Source organism: Staphylococcus muscae (assembly GCF_003019275.1).
GTDB lineage: Bacteria > Bacillota > Bacilli > Staphylococcales > Staphylococcaceae > Staphylococcus > Staphylococcus muscae.
Window position 1 is genome coordinate 1,216,760 of the sequence record NZ_CP027848.1, and the last position, 21,488, is coordinate 1,238,247.

Annotated in this window: 18 protein-coding genes; 5 read left to right on the forward strand and 13 right to left on the reverse strand. The window is 39.8% G+C overall.

Annotated elements, in window-relative coordinates:
* Nucleotide 1 precedes the first annotated feature (1 nt).
* From narI to C7J88_RS06215, 11 genes are all read right to left on the reverse strand, one after another.
* Nucleotides 2–679, reverse strand: coding sequence for a respiratory nitrate reductase subunit gamma (gene narI, locus C7J88_RS06165; protein ID WP_095117784.1), 678 nt, complete (start codon nt 677–679; stop codon nt 2–4).
* The gene (narJ, locus tag C7J88_RS06170; protein ID WP_095117786.1) at nt 672–1,247 is read right to left on the reverse strand and encodes a nitrate reductase molybdenum cofactor assembly chaperone; all 576 of its coding nucleotides are present in this window, start codon (nt 1,245–1,247) and stop codon (nt 672–674) included. The genes narI and narJ overlap by 8 nt, the downstream gene beginning before the upstream one ends.
* On the reverse strand, nt 1,240–2,796 hold the full coding sequence (gene narH / locus C7J88_RS06175) for a nitrate reductase subunit beta (RefSeq protein ID WP_095117789.1): 1,557 nt from the start codon (nt 2,794–2,796) through the stop codon (nt 1,240–1,242). The genes narJ and narH overlap by 8 nt, the downstream gene beginning before the upstream one ends.
* The gene (locus tag C7J88_RS06180) at nt 2,786–6,457 is read right to left on the reverse strand and encodes a nitrate reductase subunit alpha (RefSeq protein WP_095117791.1); all 3,672 of its coding nucleotides are present in this window, start codon (nt 6,455–6,457) and stop codon (nt 2,786–2,788) included. The genes narH and C7J88_RS06180 overlap by 11 nt, the downstream gene beginning before the upstream one ends.
* A gap of 260 nt (nt 6,458–6,717) precedes the next feature.
* Nucleotides 6,718–8,961: a 5'-nucleotidase C-terminal domain-containing protein gene (locus C7J88_RS06185; protein WP_095117794.1), complete on the reverse strand. Its 2,244-nt coding sequence runs from the start codon at nt 8,959–8,961 to the stop codon at nt 6,718–6,720.
* Nucleotides 8,962–9,133: 172 nt separating this feature from the next.
* On the reverse strand, nt 9,134–10,078 hold the full coding sequence (gene cobA / locus C7J88_RS06190) for a uroporphyrinogen-III C-methyltransferase (RefSeq protein ID WP_095117796.1): 945 nt from the start codon (nt 10,076–10,078) through the stop codon (nt 9,134–9,136).
* A complete protein-coding gene (nirD, locus tag C7J88_RS06195) occupies nt 10,069–10,377 on the reverse strand; it encodes a nitrite reductase small subunit NirD (protein ID WP_095117799.1) in 309 nt (102 codons plus the stop codon). Before nirD ends, cobA begins: the two co-directional genes overlap by 10 nt.
* A gap of 5 nt (nt 10,378–10,382) precedes the next feature.
* A complete protein-coding gene (gene nirB / locus C7J88_RS06200; protein ID WP_095117802.1) occupies nt 10,383–12,788 on the reverse strand; it encodes a nitrite reductase large subunit NirB in 2,406 nt (801 codons plus the stop codon).
* Complete coding sequence (locus C7J88_RS06205) at nt 12,781–13,242, reverse strand: precorrin-2 dehydrogenase/sirohydrochlorin ferrochelatase family protein (protein ID WP_095117804.1); 462 nt, start codon at nt 13,240–13,242, stop codon at nt 12,781–12,783. The genes nirB and C7J88_RS06205 overlap by 8 nt, the downstream gene beginning before the upstream one ends.
* Nucleotides 13,214–13,963 carry a sirohydrochlorin chelatase gene (locus tag C7J88_RS06210; RefSeq protein ID WP_106904258.1) on the reverse strand — a complete coding sequence of 250 codons (750 nt, stop codon included), beginning with the start codon at nt 13,961–13,963 and terminating at the stop codon, nt 13,214–13,216. The genes C7J88_RS06205 and C7J88_RS06210 overlap by 29 nt, the downstream gene beginning before the upstream one ends.
* 172 nt (nt 13,964–14,135) lie before the next feature.
* Nucleotides 14,136–14,681 (reverse strand): GNAT family N-acetyltransferase, encoded by a 546-nt coding sequence (locus C7J88_RS06215; protein ID WP_095117806.1) that lies wholly within the window; start codon nt 14,679–14,681, stop codon nt 14,136–14,138.
* A 162-nt stretch (nt 14,682–14,843) separates the two neighbouring features.
* Between C7J88_RS06215 and C7J88_RS06220 the strand changes: the two genes are divergently transcribed.
* Nucleotides 14,844–15,662 carry a formate/nitrite transporter family protein gene (locus C7J88_RS06220; RefSeq protein WP_095117809.1) on the forward strand — a complete coding sequence of 273 codons (819 nt, stop codon included), beginning with the start codon at nt 14,844–14,846 and terminating at the stop codon, nt 15,660–15,662.
* A 62-nt stretch (nt 15,663–15,724) separates the two neighbouring features.
* On the opposite strand, the gene C7J88_RS06225 is transcribed toward C7J88_RS06220, so the two are convergent.
* A complete protein-coding gene (locus C7J88_RS06225; protein ID WP_095117812.1) occupies nt 15,725–15,907 on the reverse strand; it encodes a hypothetical protein in 183 nt (60 codons plus the stop codon).
* A gap of 305 nt (nt 15,908–16,212) precedes the next feature.
* Between C7J88_RS06225 and C7J88_RS06230 the strand changes: the two genes are divergently transcribed.
* Nucleotides 16,213–17,739, forward strand: coding sequence for an SLC13 family permease (locus tag C7J88_RS06230; RefSeq protein ID WP_095117814.1), 1,527 nt, complete (start codon nt 16,213–16,215; stop codon nt 17,737–17,739).
* A gap of 461 nt (nt 17,740–18,200) precedes the next feature.
* On the opposite strand, the gene C7J88_RS06235 is transcribed toward C7J88_RS06230, so the two are convergent.
* Nucleotides 18,201–18,380 (reverse strand): hypothetical protein, encoded by a 180-nt coding sequence (locus C7J88_RS06235; RefSeq protein ID WP_095117817.1) that lies wholly within the window; start codon nt 18,378–18,380, stop codon nt 18,201–18,203.
* Between the two features lie 403 nt (nt 18,381–18,783).
* On the opposite strand from C7J88_RS06235, the gene C7J88_RS06245 reads away from it, so the two are divergent.
* From C7J88_RS06245 to sdaAA, 3 genes are read left to right on the forward strand one after another with little or no spacing between them, the layout of a single operon-like run.
* Nucleotides 18,784–19,815, forward strand: a complete 1,032-nt coding sequence (locus C7J88_RS06245; protein ID WP_095117822.1) for a PTS sugar transporter subunit IIC — start codon at nt 18,784–18,786, stop codon at nt 19,813–19,815.
* A 14-nt stretch (nt 19,816–19,829) separates the two neighbouring features.
* Complete coding sequence (sdaAB, locus tag C7J88_RS06250) at nt 19,830–20,507, forward strand: L-serine ammonia-lyase, iron-sulfur-dependent subunit beta (RefSeq protein ID WP_095117825.1); 678 nt, start codon at nt 19,830–19,832, stop codon at nt 20,505–20,507.
* 18 nt (nt 20,508–20,525) lie between these two features.
* Nucleotides 20,526–21,425 carry an L-serine ammonia-lyase, iron-sulfur-dependent, subunit alpha gene (gene sdaAA / locus C7J88_RS06255; RefSeq protein WP_095117827.1) on the forward strand — a complete coding sequence of 300 codons (900 nt, stop codon included), beginning with the start codon at nt 20,526–20,528 and terminating at the stop codon, nt 21,423–21,425.
* Nucleotides 21,426–21,488: the final 63 nt, after the last annotated feature.

A 21,488-nucleotide genomic window follows, 5' to 3' on the forward strand; every position in this document is an offset into this window, starting at 1 on the left:
ATTAATTTTTGTGTTTACGATAAATAATATAACTACGGCTTGCATATGTCAACGGAACACTCCACACGTGAACAAGACGTGTGAATGGCCAACATGCCATAATTGTAAAGCCAAGTAATACGTGCAATTTGAATGCAAGTGGTACATTAACCATTAAGCTTGCATCTGGGCTAAGCATAAATAATCCTCTGAACCAGATTGAAATCGTTTGACGATAATCAAAATCTGGCACTGTTGCATTTGTAACTAATGTTGCGTAACAACCAACAAAGACAATTGTTAATAATAGAAAGTTTACAAAAATATCTGATGCTGAACTTAGACGGCGAACGTTTTGTTTCGTCACACGTCTTGCTGTTAATAGGAACATACCTATCAACGTGATTATACCAAAAATACTACCGATATACACAGCACCGATATGGTAAAGGTGGTTATTAACACCGACACTTTCTAACCAATGTGCTGGGATTAAAAGCCCTACAACGTGTCCAAAGAACACTGGGATAATCCCTAAGTGGAACATCAAGCTGCCCCACTTAAGCTGCTTCTTTTCGATAAATTCACTCGACTTTGCCGTCCATGAAAATTGATCAAACTTATAACGAGCAATATGACCAATGACAAAGATGGCAAGGCAAAGGTATGGGAAGATAACCCATAAAAATTGATTAAACATGATGCTTCACCTCATCGTCTTTTACTATACAGCGCTTCAATGTTTCACGTAGACCACGAATTAAATGACTGTACGGATTTCCTTGTTCTTCTAATGTTTTCATAATTGGGTATGTGCCATCTTCAATAATCATCACAAGTAACTGCATGTTTTCTTGTGCACGACTATCACCATCAAGATTTGCCGCATAGAGAAACTCTAACATCAGCGGCAAATAATCTGATAGTTCATTAGATGGCATCTCAAGGCCAAACATTTCGTATAAGACCTTGAGTTTTGCCAACATTTGACCACGTTCTTTTTGCGTATCAAATTTATTGAATGTCATATAGAGCGTTGTTTTTTCGTTGAAGTCAAATGTATCCGTGTACAGTGATTGAATGTCTGACAAACTTTTTTCATACATTAATTCACGATATTTCATAACATGCATATACGCTGGATGTTCTTCATTAAAGACGTCTTCAAATGTTTTTGGGTGGAATGTTAACTTCTCCGGGAAACTTAATTGCTGACTCATAAATCCTAATGTGTCTTTATAGTATTTCAGCATTTCAAGATTAATCACGGAAAATCCCTCCATAGAAACTTTCATTGTAGATCTCTTGACCTGACTTGTCGCTAGCACCTACTGGCACACCACAACCGTCACAGTTTGCACCGAAGTATTCACCACCGTAACCTTGACTACCTTGCGCTGCATAAGTGTCCATGTATTGTTCTTTATGAGATGTTGGAATAACGAAACGATCTTCGTGTTTTGCGATTGCAAGTAAACGATACATATCTTTCGCTTGACGTTCAGTTAAACCAACACGTTCTAAACGAGACATATCGAATTCACGACCTGTGTTTTCAGCACGCATGTAACTTCTCATCATTGCCATACGTTGTAATGATCCTTTCACAGCTGTTGTATCACCTGCTGTGAATAATTCTGCTAAATATTGAACTGGTAAACGCATTTCTTCAATTGCTGGGAAGATTGCGTCTGGGTTGTTCGCAGAGTTTTTACCTTCAAAGTAGTTCATGATTGGGCTGAGTGGTGGGCAGTACCAAACCATCGGCATTGTACGGTATTCTGGGTGTAATGGGAATGCCAATTTGTATTCAATCGCCAATTTGTAGATTGGTGAGTTTTGAGCTGCTTCAATCCACTCTTGCGCAATACCATCTTTTTCAGCTTGTTCGATGACAGCTTCATCAAATGGGTTTAAGAATAATTCTAATTGTTTTTCGTATAAGTCTTGTTCGTTTTCAGTTGATGCTGCTTCTTGTACACGGTCAGCGTCATAAAGTAATACACCTAAGTAACGCATACGACCTGTACATGTTTCAGAACATACTGTTGGTAACCCAGCTTCAACACGTGGGAAACAGAACGTACATTTTTCAGCTTTGTTTGTTTTCCAGTTGAAGTAAACTTTTTTGTATGGGCAACCAGTCATACAGTAGCGCCATCCACGACATGCGTCTTGGTCTACAAGTACGATACCGTCTTCATCACGTTTGTACATTGCACCTGATGGACATGATGCCACACAGCTTGGGTTCAAGCAGTGTTCACATAAACGTGGTAAGTACATCATGAATGTTTGGTCGAAGTTGAATTTGATTTCTTCTTCGATTTTTTGGATGTTAGGGTCTTGAGGACCAGTGATGTGACCACCAGCTAAGTCATCTTCCCAGTTTGGACCCCAGTCGATGTCCATACGTTCACCTGTCATTACTGAGTGTGCTTTCGCAACAGGTGTGTGTTCTGAGTCTTTCGCATTTGTTAAGTGCTCATAGTTGTATGTCCATGGTTCATAGTAGTCTTTGATGACTGGCATGTTTGGGTTGTAGAAAATTTTACCAAGGGCGATTTTGTTAATACGTGTCCCTGATTTTAATTCTAACTTACCGTTCTTATTAAGTGTCCAACCGCCTTTATAGTGCTCTTGGTCTTCCCAACGTTTTGGATAACCAATACCTGGTTTTGTTTCTACGTTGTTGAACCACATATATTCTGCACCCGGACGGTTTGTCCATGTGCTCTTACATGTCACACTACATGTGTGACATCCGATACATTTATCTAGGTTTAATACCATTGCTACTTGTGCTTTAATCTTCAAGCCAATCCACCTCTTTCATTTTTCTAACGGCAACGTATACGTCACGTTGGTTACCGATTGGTCCGTAATAGTTAAATGAATAACTAATTTGTGCATAACCACCCATTAATTGTGTTGGTTTTAGGTGGATACGTGTTGGTGCGTTGTGTGAACCACCACGTGTACCAGAGATTTCAGATCCTGGTGTTTGAATGTGTTTGTCTTGCGCATGGTACATGAACATTGTGCCCCGTGGCATACGGTGTGATACAACTGCACGTGCTGTTACAACACCGTTTCGGTTATAAACTTCTAACCAGTCGTTATCATCAATGCCATGTTGTGCTGCATCTTCGTTTGAGATCCAAACTGTTGGACCACCACGGAATAATGTCAACATATGTTGGTTATCTTGATATGTTGAGTGAATGTTCCACTTACCGTGTGGTGTTAAGTAGCGTAATACAAGTGCGTCAACGCCACCTTTGACTTCTTTATCTTTCGTACCAAATACCATTGGTGGTAATGTTGGTTTGTATACTGGTAATGCTTCACCGAACTGTTGGAATACCTCGTGGTCGATATAGTAACTTTGACGACCTGTCAATGTTCTAAATGGTACGAGACGTTCAATGTTTGTTGTGAATGGTGAGTAACGACGACCTTGTTTGTTAGAACCTGGGAATACCGCTGTTGGGATCACTTCACGTGGTTGTGATGTGATATTCAAGAACGTAATCTTTTCTGATGCACGTTCTGCAGAAATATCTTTTAATTCCATACCAGTTTGCTGTTCAAGATCTTCGTATGATTTTTGTGATACGCGACCATTTGATGCAGAAGATACGTTTAAGATAACGTCTGCTACTTTACGTGCTGTATCGATACGTGGTTTGTCATTCTTCACTGTATCGTCTTCCCATTTACCAACCATGCTGCGTAACTCATCGTACTCTTCTTTAACTGAGAAGCTGACACCGTGTGCACCGACTTTACCATTCTCTAGTAATGGTCCTACTGAGATGAACTTATCGTGTACATCTGTATAAGTACGATCTACAACCGCAAATCCTGGCATTGTTTTACCAGGAATTGGTTCAACTTCACCTTTTGTCCAGTCTTTGATTTCACCATATGATAATGAGATTTCTTGTTTAGAGTCGTGTGCTAATGGCGCTGTCACAACGTCTTTGTATGTTCCTGTTAAATGTGTACGAGACATATCTGAGAATGTTTTACTCAATGTCTTGAAGATATCCCAGTCAGAACGTGATTCCCATAATGGATCGATTGCTGGATTGAATGGATGAATGAATGGGTGCATGTCAGTTGATGAAATGTCATGCTTTTCATACCAAGTTGCAGCTGGTAAGACAACGTCTGAGTACAATGGTGTTGCAGTCATACGGAAGTCTAAAGAAACAAGTAAGTCTAACTTACCAACTGTATCTTCGCTCCATTCGATTTCTTCTGGTTTGTCTCTTTCGTTCGGTTCAGCCATTAATGCTGACTTCGTACCTAATAAGTGTTTCATGAAGTACTCTTGACCTTTGGCAGAACTTGAGATTAAGTTTGAACGCCATACGAATAATGATTTCGGATGGTTTTTACGCAAGCCTGGGTTTTCAACCGCAAACTTCGTCTTACGTGATTTCACGTCTTCTAAAGCACGTGCTAAGATTGCTTCGTTTGTGAATTCACCAGCATCACGTGCTTCTTCGCCCCATAATAAGCTGTTGCGATCGAATTGTGGGTATGAAGGTAACCAACCGTTACGTGCTGCAAGAACATTGTAGTCGGCAGGGTGTTGTAACTTGATGTTTTCTGCAAGTGGTGATGCAAGACGATCTACACCAGATTCTTCATATTTCCACTGATCTGTTGCAAAGTAGAACCAGCTTGTACCGTTTTGTAAACGTGGTGGACCTTGCCAGTCTTTCGCAAATGCAATTGTGCTCCAACCTTCAATTGGACGACATTTTTCTTGTCCAACGTAGTGCGCCCAGCCGCCACCGTTCACACCTTGACAACCACATAAAACAACAAGGTTAAGGATTGCACGATAAATCGTATCAGAGTTGAACCAGTGGTTGATTCCTGCACCCATGATAATCATTGAGCGGCCGCCTGTATCAATTGCGTTTTGTGCAAATTCACGTGCAACTTGTGTTACAACGTCTGCTTTCACGCCTGTTACTTTTTCTTGCCATGCAGGTGTGTAGAACGATTCTGCATCTTCAAAACCTTTTGCTTCTAATTCATGACCGAAACGTTTCACACCATATTGTGATGCCATTAAGTCATAGATTGTTGTAACAAGTGTTTCTTCGCCATTTGCCAATGTCATTTTACGCACTGGAATTGGACGTTCGAATACACCGTTACCTGCGTTGTCGAAGTAAGGGAATTGAATTGTTGCAAGCGCATATTCACCTGTTGCTACTGTCATAGCTGGATCAATTTTTTCACCTTGTTCGTTTTCTAACTTAAGGTTCCATTGTTTGCCTTCTTCCCAACGTTGACCCATTGTACCGTTTGGCACTTGAATTGTATCTGTTAACGTATCGAATACGACTGGTTTCCATTCACTGTTTTCAGATGTACTGCCGAAGTCACTTGAACGTAAGAAACGACCAGCTTTGTAGCCATTTGCATCTTTATCCAAACGAATTACGAAAGGCATATCTGAATACTGTTTTGCATAGTTTATGAACATTTCAGATGGTTCATCTTCATAGAATTCTTGCATGATAACATGTGTCATTGCTTGTGCAATCGCTGCGTCAGTACCAGGGTTTGGCGCTAACCAGTTATCCGCAAACTTAACGTTTTCTGCATAGTCAGGTGCTACTGAAACAACTTTTGCACCTTTATAACGAACTTCTGTCATAAAGTGGGCATCTGGTGTACGTGTTAATGGCACGTTAGAACCCCACATCATGATGTATGCTGCATTGTACCAGTCACTTGATTCTGGTACGTCTGTTTGTTCACCCCAGATTTGTGGAGATGCTGGTGGTAAATCCGCATACCAGTCGTAGAAACTTAACATTTCTCCACCAAGTAATGAGATGAAACGTGCACCAGCTGCATAACTGATCATAGACATCGCTGGAATTGGTGTGAATCCTGCGATACGGTCTGGACCATCTTTCTTAATTGTGTAGATTAATTGTGCTGAAATAAGTTGCGCTACGTCTCTCCAGTTTGCACGCACATGGCCACCTTTACCACGTGCTGATTTATAAATACGTGTTTTCTTCTCATCTTCAACGATAGACGCCCATGCTTTAATCGGATCTTCATGTTCACTTAATGCTTGTTTCCATAATTCCCATAATTTACCTCTTACGTATGGATATTTAATACGTAGTGGGCTGTATTCATACCATGAGAACGACGCACCACGTGGACAGCCACGAGGTTCGAATTCTGGCATATCTGGTCCACAACTTGGATAGTCAATTTGTTGGTTCTCCCAAGTGATGACACCATTCTTTACAAACACTTTCCATGAGCATGATCCCGTACAGTTAACACCATGTGTTGTACGTACGACTTTGTCATGACTCCATCTTTCTCTGTACATTTTTTCCCATTCACGGCTCTTATGTTCCAAAACTGACCAATTACCGTTAAACTTTTCAGTCGGCTTAAAGAAGTTTAATCCAAATTTTGCCATATTCATCCTCCTCAATAGACATAGGCTTTCCTTATTATGTCTATTGTACCTTTGCTATTTTTTTCACGATACTAGGGATTTGCCTATTTATATCTCCATATTCCCTAATTGTTAATTTTTTCACAAACTCTTGTATCCCTTGATACGACTAGTTGATAACGCTTCTCACTCTTTTTCAAATCCCCAAAATACACTCCGATATACAAAAAAAGACAGCCCCTTTTTAAGAGTGCTGTCCATTGTGACTATATTATAAAAAATTACGCTACTCGTTTACGTCGCATCGCATATAAACCTACACCAATACACAAGTAACCAAGTGCCGTCGTATCCGCTGGCGTTCCACCCGTCGCTGGCAACATATCTCCATCATTTCCAGCCATCATTACAGATTGTTCTTGCAAAGTCATCGGCATATGCACAACGTTCGCTTGCAGCGATTTATGTGGCATATCCGTTGTTGACATTGCCGCTGCCACTACATCGTTATCTCCCGTTACAGCTGGCTGTTCCGGTGTTGTCGGGAATGGAATCACTTCACCCGGTACTGTTGGCTGTGGTGTTTGCGTTGGATTATTTGGTACTTCTGTCGCAGGTGGAGTCGTCACTGCATCTTCACCTTTGACCGGTTGTCCCATAATCATGCGCTGCGGTTCCGTTGTGTCATATTGCGATAAGTCAGCCGTTTTCAAGTAATCCGCCATGACTTTATCAAGTGACACACCTTCTTCACGTGGTCCGCCAAACATGTCAAAACCATCGCCGCCTGACGCTGTGAAGTCGTTCGTTGCAACATTGTAGACACGTGTTAAGTCTAGCGGTTCATATTGACCTGTTTTTCTGTTCAACACTTGTACTTCGTTCACACGTTGTCCGGGTGCCTTGTTCATATCATAGTAAACACGGACACCATTAGAAATCTGTAACAATCCACCATTCGCTGTGAATTGTGTTTTACCGTCAATGGTTTGTGTCGGTGCACTCAAGCTATGTTCAAATGCTTTCAATACGTTTTCACCTGTTACTTTGATCTGAGCAATGGTGTTACCGAATGGCAATACTGTAATAATATCACTCAATTTCACTGTCCCCGGTGCAATAGAAGCACGAATGCCACCTGAGTTCGTGACGGCGAAGTCAGAAGGTGTACTGAAACCATGTTGACCGTATGCTTCCATCGCATCTGCTACTGCATTTCCTAAGTTAGTTTCTTGCGTACGTACATCATCTCGTTCACCGTTGAAGTGTATTTTGTTATTCGGGATGATTACTTCAGATGTTGCTTCTAAATAATCTGCATTTGCTTTATCAAGTTGCTTTTTCAACGCTGCATTTGGTGTTAAATCGCCCACATCTTTCACATTGATTAATGCCGCTTTCACATTGCTTAACTGTCCATCTTTTACGTCAAATGTCACCTTTCCTACATTCGCTAAAGCTGTTCCAGTTTGTGCTAATACATCTTTACCAAATGTTTGTCCTTGTTCCAACACTGTATGTGAATGACCGTCAATCACAACAATCGGATGCTTGAAATCTTTCACTGCATTCAATTGTTGCATCAAGTAATCACCACGCCATTTTTGTTGCGTAGATGGATCAATACCGAGATGTGACAATACAACGAAGGCATCCACTTGATTGTTCAACTTCGTCATTTCACGTTTCACCGATTCAAGTGGATCTGCAAATGTCACACCTACAATGCCTTCTGGACTTGTTTTTGTCGCTGTTTCAGGTGTTGTGACACCGATGATGCCGTAGTTCAAACCATTCTTATTAACAACCGTTGATGGTTTGAATGCTAACTTACCGTCTTTATACACATTGGCACTCAGTAATGGGAAGTTCAGAATGCCTTCCAATTTCTTCAGTTGGTCATAACCAAAGTCAAATTCATGGTTCCCAACTGCCATTGCATCATAACCTACTTCATTCATCGCTTTTGCCATTTCTTCCCCTTTTGACAAGTTAGAAACTGGCAATCCTTGGAATGCATCACCCGCATCGACCATTAAGTCAGGTTTTTGCTGTTTCTTCAAAGTTTTCAACTTTGCCATCCCAATAACACGGTCATTCTCTTCAATCATACGGCCATGAATATCGTTCGTATGTAAGATTGTATGTGTCGTTGACTGCGCTTCGTTTTGAACAACAGTATCGCTCTTCGTCGCTGTCATTTCTTCTTGTGGTACAGTGTTCTCATCTTGTAAATCTGTCGACTCAGCCACTGCTTCAGGTTGCGATTCTTCCATCATTCCTTCATCTTCGGCAACGACCGGTTGTTCTGTTGCACGCTCATGATTCGTATTGTCACCATTCATTTCATCAGCCGATGTCGGTGTCGCTTCCACTGTGTCTGCTGCAATCATTTCTACTGCTTGGTTCGATTCAGAATCAGTCACATCTGTTGTTTCTGCATGTGCTGTACCAAGAGTGACAATCCCACAAAAACCTAAAATCAAGGCAAATACTGCCACCCATCGAAAAACTGTTTGCTTCATTTGGACCCTCCTTTTAATTTGACTTACAGTTCTATCGTAGCACAAACAAATTAAGCATTTTATTAATTTTCTAATAATTTTATTAACAAATACCAAAAATTGAAAGCATTATAAAAACATCGCACAGCGAGAGAATTCATTAATTCATCCCTTGTACGATGTTTATTGGTTATTATTCAATGATTTGTTCTGATGTGAAGTCATAATTTTCGAGCCATGCTGTCAAAATTTCATGTTGGCTTGGATGTAGCTCTGACACTTCACGATCATCAATTAATGCCGCACCACCATTTTCAAAAATATCATATGCGATATCAATACAACGTGTGCGTTCTCCTGTCAACAAGACCATTTCTGGCATGTTATTCACTGCTGGCTTAATCGTTTCAACATCACGGACAACTTCACCTACAATGGTAACACCTGGCCCTGGACGCTCAGGTAATTGTGCGATTTTATCGGCAATCGTTGTTACAGTCCCACCAATGACTTGTTGATTCGGACGTGTTGCATTGAATATCACCGCAACTGGATAATCAATACCAACTTTTGTCATAATTTCATCCATCAATACTGGTAGGCGCTTAACACCCATATAGATTGCCAAAGTACCACCATTTTCAAGCGTTGTAATATCAATTTCATTTTCAACATCATCTTTAAAATGACCCGTTGTAAATGTAATATTTGTTGATACTTGTCTCTCTGTTAAACCACGACCCAATTGACTAATCGCTGCGCTAGCCGCAGTAATGCCTGGGACGATTTCAAAATCAATCCCATGTATACGAAGTGTGTCCACTTCTTCCGTCACACGACCAAAAATGGCAGGATCGCCACCTTTTAAGCGAACAACACGCTGATATTCACCCGCTTTTTCAACGAGTAACTCATTAATACGTTCTTGTCTAATGTAGCGTGTGTATGGTGTTTTTCCAACATGTATCCATTCTGCATCTGGACGTGATAGTTGTAAGATAAATGGATGTACGAGCTGATCATACAAAATGACGTCTGCTTGTTGGATACAACGTTCCGCTTTTTTTGAGAGCAGGCACGGGTTACCCGGACCTGCTCCTACTAAATATACTTTTGAGGGGCTGTCTGTTACAGACATAAATATACCTCATCGTCGATAATTTCTACTTCATACGTTTCAACGCAGCCTTCATCTGGCTCTTGAACTTCACCAGTATTCAAATCAATTTTTTGATCATGAAGTGGACAGAAGACATAATGACCGCTGACTGTCCCTTCAGATAATGGCCCTTGTTTATGTGGACAAACGTTGTTGATTGCTTTAAGTTCGCCATCTTCCGTTAAGAATAATCCAATTTGTTTGTCTCCAACAATGACTTTCTTACCAATTAATGGTTCAATTTCTGACATATGTGCCACTTTTACTTTTTCTGCCATTTGTCTTACACCTTCTCCACTTCGAAAATTTTACGTTTCATATCATCACTTGTAATATCGTTCCATGGTTCTTCAGGAATTGCTGCTTTCGCTTCCATGATACGGTTATACAGTTCTTCTTGTTTTTCTGGATCTAATACGACTGATTTCACTTGGTCAAAGCCCATGCGTTTCAACCATGGTGCTGTACGTTCAGCATAAACACCCGTTTCACGGTAGTACTGCATGTATGCACCACATAATTTGATTACTTCATCTTCTGTTTCTACTGTTGTTAAGAATTCAGCTTTCACAACATCTGTACCACCGTTACCACCAACGTAGATTTGGAAGCCATTTTCAACACCGATGATACCGAAGTCTTTTACGCCTGATTCTACACAGCTACGTGGACATCCAGATACACCCATTTTGAATTTGTGTGGTGTGTCGATGTATTCGAAAGTTTCTTCAAGGCGAATACCAAGTTTTGTTGTATATTGCGTACCGAAACGGCAGAACTCTTTACCTACACAGCTCTTAACTGAGCGTGTTTTCTTCGCATAAGCAGATGCTGAGCGCATGCCTAGATCTTCCCATACTTGAGGTAATTCTTCTTTTTTAACACCGTATAAACCGATACGTTGTGAACCTGTTACTTTAACGAGTGGTACATCATATTTCTTAGCCACTTCACCAAGACGGATTAATTGATCCGCATCTGTTACACCTGCACGCATTTGTGGGATAACAGAGAATGTACCATCGTTTTGGATGTTCGCATGGTAACGTTCGTTGGCAAAACGTGATGCTCTTTCATCTTCATGATCATGTGGATATACCATGTTTAAGTAGTAGTTGATTGCCGGACGACACTTCGGACAACCGCCTTTGTTTTTAAAGTCTAATACGTGACGTACTTCTTTAGATGTTTTTAGACCTTTTGCACGGATTTGCGTAACGATTTGGTCACGTGATAAGTCTGTACATTCACAAATACCTGTTGGACCACTTTCAACAAAGTCTCCACCTAATGTATGTTCTAATAACTCACCGATTTGACCTTTACATTTACCACAAGAGTTACCTGCTTTTGTCACTCTTGTTACGTCTGCAACTGATGTTAAACCGTGCTCTTTAATCGCATTAACGATCACACCTTTAGAGATACCGTTACAGCCACAGATTGTTTCGTCATCATCCATATCAGCAACACTAATCGCATCTACTTCACCTGCTTTATGCAAGATAGATACAAGTGTGTATTCGTCGATTGTATCGCCTTTCTTCATCATATTGTAGAAACGGTTACCTTCTTCTGTATCACCGTAAAGGACCGCACCAACAATTTTTTTATCTTGAACAAAGATTTTTTTGTAAATATTATCTACACCGTTGAATGTTTCGATACCACGTACATCTTCATTTTCAGTAATGCGACCCGCACTGAATAAGTCACAGCCTGATACTTTTAATGATGTAAATGTTGTAGAACCTTGATAACCTTCTGTTGGTTTACCAGTAATATGGTCTGCCAATACTTTACCTTGATCATAAAGTGGCGCAACAAGACCGTATACTTTAGAACGGTGTTCCGCACATTCCCCAACTGCATAGATGTTAGGATCACTTGTTTTCATGAAGTCGTCTACTACGATACCGCGACCGATTTCTAAGCCAGCTGCACGTGCTTCTTTCGTTACTGGACGGATACCTACTGCCATTACGACCATGTCTGCATCTAAGACACGTCCGTCTGATAAACGAATACCTTCTACATGACTCTCACCGATAATTTCTTGCGTATTTGCTTGTAATTCGAACTTGATGCCTTGCTTTTCAAGGTCTGCTTTTAACAAGCCACCTGCTTTACGGTCTAATTGTACTTCCATTAACCATTCCGCTAAGTGAACAACTGTTACATCCATGCCTTGATCAACGAGACCACGTGCACATTCAAGACCTAACAAGCCACCACCGATAACGATTGCTTTCTTCTTCGTTTTCGCTGTTTCAAGCATTTTTTCTGTATCATCAATTGTACGGAAACCAACAACACCATCTAAACGTGAACCGTCGATTGGTAAGATGAATGAATCAGAACCTGTTGCGATAATCATTTGGTCGTATGACACAACACGACCACTTTCTGTTTCAACATTTTGTTCTTCACGGTTGATCTTGATGACTTTGTCACCTGTAATCAATTGAATGTTATGTTCTTCATACCACTCATATGGATTCATGATTGTCTCTTCGACTGTCATTTTGTTTTGTAAGATGTTTGACAACATAATACGGTTGTAATTCGGATAAGGTTCTTTACCGATAATTGTAATGTCAAACTTATCAGGGTCACGATCTAAAATTTCTTCAATTGTACGAACCCCCGCCATACCATTACCGATCATTAATAGTTTCGTTTTACTCATGGATATCCTCCTCTAACGTTTTTAAATATGCCTTTATTTTTTTTGCGTAAGCTTGTGTCTTTCGAATGGATTGTCCTGATGAACTGATACTAATTGTCATGTCATCATGCCTAACATTCAAAGTGTTGAAGAAGTCCGACTGATGTCTGTCTCCCGTATGGTTCACCCATTGGCTATCTGTCGCATCACGAACCACACGATCATTGACGTCAGAACAATCTGTCGCCACAATGATTAAGTCGGCTGCTGCAATGTCATCCGCTTCATAGTCTTTGTATAATAATCTGACTGATGATGGCCATTGCTTTGACGTGAACCCTTCATGAAATTGTGGACTCACTACATCAATTCGGCAGTCTTCATGAATCAACCCTTGGAATTTCCGCCATGCAATCTTCCCCCCACCAACTATCACAACTTGCTTATCACACAAGTTCAGCTGTATTGGATACATGACGTGCCTCCTGACAAGACGCGATACGCGCTAAAATAATCGTTTTTAATACTGGGTCAAAGTTAATTGCAGTCGTATAGACGATTTCCGTTGGTAACATCATTTCCGCAATTTGTCGCTTCGTTTTATTGACGAGATAACCGTCGTAAAAGAAAAATGGAATGACGAGCAACTTATCATACTGCTCTGCGAGTGGTAGTAATGTATCTTTGAACTTCAACTTGCCATATACCATACTCGGATAACACTGAAACTGATCATTTGGATGCTGTTCGGCTAATCGCGTCAACGCCACATCAGGCTCATCAAAACGTGCATTGCCATGCGCTAAAATCACAATACCTGTTGTATCATCGATTTCATGCTCATAACGCACCAGTTGTTTCGACACCCAATCCGCCATTGCTGGATGCGTCCCGAGTGGTTCTGCTAGTTCAAAATGAACTTGAGAATATTGCTCTGTCCATACCTTCATTTGATCTGCAATATCTTCATAATAGTGCGATGCCGTGAAGAGTAACAACGGCATTAAATTCACTGCTTGATACCCTTGTTCTACCGTTGCTTCGATTACAGTGTCTAAAGATTGTTCTTCCGACTCCAAAAACGCCACATCATAATCAATCGATGTATCATTAAATAGTTCATGTACAAACTGTTCAAGCGTCTCATTCAACTTGCCTTTACGCATGCCATGTACAATTAAAATCGTTTTCTGCAACTGCTTCACCCCCTCCTTTATATTGTAATATATTTCACATACTTTTTGTGATTCCATTCACAGTCAGAAACAGAAATAGGGAACCCCCTAGTCTATTCACAAGGGGATTCCCTATCATCGATTTTATTCAACTATTTTATACCATTTATAACCTAGGCCAACTACTGGTGTATTACGCTTCACCCCATGGTGGTGGCGCTAATAATTTGTCATCATATCGCTCTGGAATAAGTACTTTCACCATCATGACACCTTTGTCCCCTGACTCTTCATCTTCCATTTCGAAGTACGTCTCATAACCACGTCGTTGATAGACATCTTCAAGCCAAGCCATTTTGCGTGCAGATGTTCCGAGTACAACTGCCGGGGCTTTCAATGTATCTCGTAAAATGACTTCTTCCACATAACGCATCATTTGACTTCCGTAGCCTTTGCCACTCATTTCTGGATCTGTGGCTAACCACCATACAAATGGGTATTTGGAGACAGGTGTGTCTGACTCCCAAGGGAAACGGATAGACAGCGTTGATACGATGCGATTATCAACTTCCAATACATAACAAGCATTATCTCGAATATTATCTGCAATCATCTCAGGTGTTGCATTGACAGACGGCCAGTTAATCCCCACTTCACGTAATGGGGTGAAAGAACGATACATCAGCTCATGTAAAGCATCGGTATCTTCAAGTGTTGCAAGTCGAAATTGTTGTGTCATCGTGACACATCCTTTCTATACTTTTTTCGCTATTTTATCAGAATGTCGTGTACAATCTGTAATAGTTGGCTCATTATTTTAAAATACCCCTATTTATTCTATTAATAATAAAGTAAAATATAATTGTTAATTAAATCACAAAAATTTTATGGAGGGATTACAGTGTCTATTGAAAAACCAACAAAAGCGGTTCAGGATACGTATTCATCTCGTTCTATCGTTGAAGGCATTATCCACAGCGTAGCGATGAAAGAGATCATGTTGGACCGCACAATGCCACGCTACATCTTAAAATCGATGATGTCTGGCTTTCTACTCGCAATCGTGACTGTATTTATGTTAGCTATGAAAACACAAATGGCTGGTGCCTTACCAGGTGTCGTCAATCTCATGGGAGCAATTGCTTTCAGTATTGCCTTAGTATTCATCGTACTGACACACTCAGAGTTATTAACAAGTAATTTTATGTTCCTAACAATCGGTATGTACTACCGCACAATTTCTATCGCAAAATCAATGTGGTTGTTTGCGGTTTGTTTCTTAGGAAATATTTTAGGTGCCTTCGTTTTATTCGGCTTATTGATTTGCACACAAGTCATGACTCCAGAAATGATCGAAGCACTGACTAAAACAGTTGCTGCCAAAACAATTGAGCCAACATGGCATGCTATTTTAGTGAAAGCGATCTTCGCCAACTTCTTTATTAACATTGGTATTTATGTATCACTGATGTTTAAAGAAGGTATGACAAAAACATTCTTCATTGCAATCGGCGTAATTATTTTCGTATTTATGGGTTATGAACACGTTGTTTATAATGCTGGCTTATTCGTCGGTATGTTGTTCTATAACCTAGATGCATTAAGCGGTCTTGGCGTTCTTAAAAACATCATCTTTGCTTTTATTGGTAACTACATCGGTGGTGGCTTGATGATTGGTTTATTATACGCTTACCTAAATGGTACACCTAAAAAACTATAAGTGATGAACGCACATAAAAAGCGATTTGAACATTTTGAAAGTGTTCAAATCGCTTTTTTCATTTATTGTGCAGCTTTTTTGCGTCGTGTCATGACCTTCAAGCCATATGCAAAAATGCTATATCCTAATGCTGTTTGTACTGCCCACTTGATTACGCCATCCAACTTGCAAACTTTATTCAATAATACTGGTACTGCAGTACTTGCAACATATAATCCTAATACTTTGACATAACGTTTATTCATATAAACATCTCCTTATAAATGAATGATAAAAGCATATTATGGCATATCGGTGTCCCGATAACGCTTGCACGTCAGCAGACATCAAATTCATTGTACCACTGACTACATATCTTATTACTATTGGAATTCTGACAAATTATTGAACGACCTACGCCCTATTTTCACAAACATATTAGATGTTCAAGTACTTTTTAAAATACATATTATTTTTTGTCTATTTTATGAACATTAAAGATATATAATTATGTATTAAATTATTGCTTGTTAAAATAAAAACACTTTAAAAATAGAAAGGACGTTTCAATATGGGGACACCTAAGAAAAAACAATCTACAAGCCACTTTAAACCACTATGGTTCATTTTGGCATTTGTTGCATTAATCACCATATTACTTATTCCAACCCCTGCAAGCTTACCAATTATGGGTAAAGCTGCATTAGCCATTCTAGCCTTCGCTGTCATTTTATGGGTTACAGAGGCAGTTAGCTACCCCGTTTCTGCTGCCATTATTATCAGCCTTATCATTCTTTTACTCGGTTTCAGCCCAGTACAAAATTTAGCAGAATCTCTTGGCAACCCAAAGGTAGGAGGCGAGCCCATCTCAGGAGATACTGCTTTCGGCACAAGCAACGCACTCAAACTCGCATTTAGTGGTTTCTCATCAAGTGCTGTTGCATTAGTTGCTGCCGCTTTATTCCTAGCAACTGCCATGCAAATCACTCACTTACACAAACGCCTTGCATTGTGGGTATTGTCACTTGTTGGCAACAAAACACGTAATATTGTTATTGGTGCCATTGCTGTTGCGATTATTTTGGCATTCTTCGTTCCATCAGCAACAGCCCGTACTGGTGCCATTGTGCCAATCTTACTCGGTATGGTCGCTGCATTTGGCGCAAGTAAAAACAGTCGCCTTGCTGCGTTACTGGTCATCACAGCTGTACAAGCTGTCACAATTTGGAGTGTTGGGATTAAAACGGCTGCCGCACAAAACATCGTAGCTATCAACTTTATTAACAACCAGCTCGGGCACGACGTATCATGGGGTGAATGGTTCTTATATGCTGCTCCATGGTCAGTGCTTATGTCAGTAGTCCTTTATTTTGTTGTTTTAAAAGTCATCCCACCCGAGCAAGATCATATTCAAGGCGGTAGCAGTCTTGTAAAACAACAATTTGATGAATTAGGCCCGATTACACCTAGAGAATGGCGTTTAATTGCTATTTCTATTGCACTACTGGTGCTATGGTCAACCGAAAAAATCTTACACCCGATTGACTCTTCTTCTATTACATTACTCGCCTTAGCAATCATGTTAACACCGAAAATCGGTATTATGAGTTGGAAAGAAGCCGAAAGTAAAATTCCGTGGGGCACAATCATCGTCTTTGGTGTGGGTATTTCGTTAGGGAATGTACTTTTACAAACAACGGCTGCACAATGGTTAAGTGACAAAACATTCGGCCTAATGGGTCTAGAACACTTGCCAATCATTGCGACAATTGCTTTGATTTCATTATTCAACATTCTTATTCATTTAGGATTTGCTAGTGCAACGAGTCTATCATCTGCACTGATTCCTGTTTTTATATCTTTAGCCACAACATTACATCTGGGTGATCACACGATTGGATTCGTATTAATTCAACAATTTGTAATTAGTTTTGGGTTCTTATTACCTGTCAGTTCACCACAAGGTATGTTGGCATATGGAACAGAGACGTTTACAGCCAAAGATTACTTAAAAGTTGGCTTACCACTAACTATCGCCGGCTATGTTCTTATCATTCTCTTCAGTATGACATATTGGAAATGGCTCGGCCTTCTATAAAATGATAAACGCACGAACATGGGGGAAACATGTTCGTGCGTTTTCATTTAACATCTCAGTTAGGAGGTGTTTTCGGGTATAAGGTTTAGGGATTGTTTTATCTGCTTTCACTTGATCCATATGGGAATAGAATCTTATTCCTACTTCAGTAAACTTGTATGTTCTCCAAGATTACTATTGATTCGAGGTGACATCTACATGTCCTAACCTCTGTCTATATCATACCTTTCTTTCTCACCGTTCACATCAGACATGAGATTGAACTTTCTATCAGTCTATCGTCTGAGCTTGTAATAAAACAAATCGGTTCGTTTTTATAGAAGTTTTTGTAGTTCTCCCCTAAAAAGTGTACAAACCTTCTCATAGAATAAACGATCCATTCCATGGCTCCCATAACTAAAATATGGATCAACATCAAGTAACATTTTTGCCCATTGCTCGAATTCTGTTCAATTTCCTATTTATAAGTGTAATGTTTTTGCATACTTCGAAAGTCGCTCAACATCTCGGAAAGACATATCATCTATGCTTCTATAACCAGATCTCAAGTCATTAATAATGCCTTGATTCACCCCCGTATGTTGGTAAATATCATAACATGATGTATCTGATGCCATCAGCTTATCGATTAGTTTTCTCATTATGAACACTCCTATTCTTTTTATCGCTTTATACACCCGAAGTATACACATTACTATTGCAAATATCCAACGTTTTGTGATTCAATTCACAAATATTTATAGTCTGAAAATTATTAATCTTAGAACTTCATGGTGTTCACAAATAGGACACAACTGTCTTTTCACCCGATTTCTTTAACGCTTTAATGTGAAGAATCGTTGACGCACAAAGGCTTAACAGCGTTTAAGAAGGTTAAACTTTTCACAATCTCTATAATAATTTTATTATATATTACACTATTCAATTTTGTGTTATATGCAATTAATAAGAAGGGTATTGCATACGCTTTCAAAAGGTTCTATGATGAAGGTGCTTTGAGAGAGAGTAAAAAAACAAAATAGATTTAGAGAGAAGGAATTGTTTATGGATTTCATTTTAGGTATTGGTACTTTACTAGTTGTATTACTGGCAATGACTTTATTCTTAAAGTTTGCGCCAAACGGTAAACTCGGTCTACAAGCCCTCTCGGGTGCGGCTTGTGCGACATTCTTACCGGAAGCTTTCTTAAAATATGCAATTGGCGGTGTATTCCACATTGACTACTTCGTCAAAATTGGGGATATTGCAGGAAGCTTAGGCGGGGTTGCAGTTGGGATTCTTACTTGTTTAAAATTCGGTGTTAACCCAGTATTCGCAGTATTAACAGGTCTTGTCTTATTTGACTTCAAATTATTACCTGCATTCATCGCAGCATACTTTGTTGCATTCGGTTTAAAAGAAATCGAAAAACGCGTACCAGAAGGTTTAGATTTAATCGTTGTTATCTTATTAGCACCTGCACTTGCATACGGTATTGCAACTATCGTATCACCAAGTGTTATCGCAGTATTAAAACAAATCGGTACAGCAGTAACGGCTGTTGGTGACAACAACCCTTACGCACTTGCATTAGTAATCGGTGCTATCGTACCAGTTGTTGGTATGACACCATTAAGTTCTATGGTATTCACAAGTTTACTTGGTTTAACAGGTATTCCAATGGCAATCGGTGCATTCGGTTGTATGGGTAGCTCATTTGTTAACTTTGTGTTATTCAGAAAACTTAAAATCGGTAACCCTGGTAAAGCCTTTGCGGTTGCTATCGAACCATTAACACAAATTGACATTATCGCAAAATACCCTATCCAATTATATGGTACAAACGCAATAATTGGTGCGGTCAATGGTTTATTTATCACTTACATGGGTATTGTTGTAGACCAACCAGGTATGGCAACACCTATCGCAGGTCCAATCGTAGCACTTGGATTTAACGAAGTAGTTCCAACAGTAATTACAATTATTGTTGTAGCAGTTATCAGTATTATCTTAAGCTATATCATTGGTACATTTATTAGCAAACGTAACTTTAATTTCAACTTCAAATCAAATAAATTAAACAATCAAACTAATTAAGGAGCGAATTCATTATGGCACGTACGAAAGACTTTCAAAGTGCATTCGATATTATCGGTCCAGTGATGATGGGACCTTCAAGTTCACACACAGCAGGCGCTGTAAAAATCGCTAAGGCGGCTCGTGCCGTCTTAGGCGGTACACCTGACTCTATCGAGGTGCATTACTACGAATCATTTGCAGAAACACACAAAGGACACGGTACAGACTTAGCAATCGTTGGCGGTTTACTTGGCTTCAGTACTTTTGACGAACGCATCAAAACATCAACAAAAATTGCTAAAGAACAAGGTATCCCTTACGAATTTATTGAAGAAAAAGGCACAAGCTTAGGTGAGCATCCAAACTGTGCGTTAATCATTATTGAAAAAGACGGTCGTCACGTAGAGGTGAATGGTATCTCAATCGGTGGTGGTGCTTTCAAAGTGAAAAGTATCCATGTAGACGGTATGTGTATCTTATTATCACACACACCAAACTTACTTGTAATTGATGGTGAACGTGGTATTTCTGAAATCAACCACTTAATCAATGAACTTGTAGAACAAGGCGTTGATATTAACGAAGAAATTAAAACAATGAGCGGCCAACGTTGCCTATTAGCATTACATTTAAATAAAGCAATGAACGAAACACTATTAGAATCGTTGAGAGAGAAATATGAAGATCTTAATTTCTCTTACATCGAATAATCAGGGGGAAAAATAATCATGTTTGATTCAATGAAAGAATTAATAGAGTATGCAGACAAAAATAACACAACATTTTCCGAAATTATGATTGCACATGAGATGGAAACACGCGGTATGACACGTGAAGAAGTCTATGGTTTAATGCAACAAAACTTAGATACAATGCGCGACGCTGTTGAAAAAGGTTCAACTGGCGAAGGCGTGAAGAGTGTGACTGGCTACACTGGTCAAGACGCAATTAAAGTACGTAAATACAATGAATCACATAAAGCACTTTCTGGTAGCGATATGATTTCTGCTGTACAAGGCGCAATCGCAACTAACGAAGTGAACGCAGCAATGGGTATTATCTGTGCAACACCAACAGCGGGTTCTTCAGGTACAATCCCTGGTGTACTCTTCAAATTAGAACAATCACACGACTTAGACAATGATCAAATGATTAAATTCTTATTCGCAGCTTCAATGTGCGGTATGATCATCGCAAACAACGCATCAGTTGCTGGTGCAATCGGTGGTTGCCAAGCAGAAGTTGGTACAGCATCAGCTATCGCAGCTGCTGCAGCAGTTGAAACATTCGGTGGTACACCAGACCAAGCTGGTCATGCAATCGCAATCAGCTTATCAAACTTACTTGGTCTTGTATGTGACCCAGTTGCTGGTTTAGTTGAGATCCCTTGTGTTATGCGTAACGCAATCGGTTCAGGTAACGGATTAATCTCAGCTGACCTTGCACTCGCAGGTGTTGAAAGCCGTATTCCAGTAGATGAAGTTATTATGGCAATGGATACTGTTGGTCGTAACTTACCTGCTTCATTACGTGAAACTGGTATTGGCGGTCTTGCTGGTACTCCTACTGGCCAAGCAATCAAAGAAAAAATCTTTGGTAGCTCTAACAAAGAAGAAATGTTCTCATAAACAACATTAAGTTAAATAGATAAAGAAGTTTGAGATATCGAGCCATCTCAAACTTCTTTTTTT

What these genes read in the sequence shown, in the direction of transcription:
- narI (WP_095117784.1), bottom strand. Translation starts at nt 679, where the DNA reads ATGTTTAATCAATTTTTATGGGTTATCTTCCCATACCTTTGCCTTGCC.
- C7J88_RS06180 (WP_095117791.1), bottom strand. Translation starts at nt 6,457, where the DNA reads ATGGCAAAATTTGGATTAAACTTCTTTAAGCCGACTGAAAAGTTTAAC.
- C7J88_RS06185 (WP_095117794.1), bottom strand. Translation starts at nt 8,961, where the DNA reads ATGAAGCAAACAGTTTTTCGATGGGTGGCAGTATTTGCCTTGATTTTA.
- cobA (WP_095117796.1), bottom strand. Translation starts at nt 10,078, where the DNA reads ATGTCTGTAACAGACAGCCCCTCAAAAGTATATTTAGTAGGAGCAGGT.
- nirD (WP_095117799.1), bottom strand. Translation starts at nt 10,377, where the DNA reads ATGGCAGAAAAAGTAAAAGTGGCACATATGTCAGAAATTGAACCATTA.
- nirB (WP_095117802.1), bottom strand. Translation starts at nt 12,788, where the DNA reads ATGAGTAAAACGAAACTATTAATGATCGGTAATGGTATGGCGGGGGTT.
- C7J88_RS06205 (WP_095117804.1), bottom strand. Translation starts at nt 13,242, where the DNA reads ATGTATCCAATACAGCTGAACTTGTGTGATAAGCAAGTTGTGATAGTT.
- C7J88_RS06215 (WP_095117806.1), bottom strand. Translation starts at nt 14,681, where the DNA reads ATGACACAACAATTTCGACTTGCAACACTTGAAGATACCGATGCTTTA.
- C7J88_RS06225 (WP_095117812.1), bottom strand. Translation starts at nt 15,907, where the DNA reads ATGAATAAACGTTATGTCAAAGTATTAGGATTATATGTTGCAAGTACT.
- C7J88_RS06230 (WP_095117814.1), top strand. Translation starts at nt 16,213, where the DNA reads ATGGGGACACCTAAGAAAAAACAATCTACAAGCCACTTTAAACCACTA.
- C7J88_RS06235 (WP_095117817.1), bottom strand. Translation starts at nt 18,380, where the DNA reads ATGAGAAAACTAATCGATAAGCTGATGGCATCAGATACATCATGTTAT.
- C7J88_RS06245 (WP_095117822.1), top strand. Translation starts at nt 18,784, where the DNA reads ATGGATTTCATTTTAGGTATTGGTACTTTACTAGTTGTATTACTGGCA.
- sdaAB (WP_095117825.1), top strand. Translation starts at nt 19,830, where the DNA reads ATGGCACGTACGAAAGACTTTCAAAGTGCATTCGATATTATCGGTCCA.
- sdaAA (WP_095117827.1), top strand. Translation starts at nt 20,526, where the DNA reads ATGTTTGATTCAATGAAAGAATTAATAGAGTATGCAGACAAAAATAAC.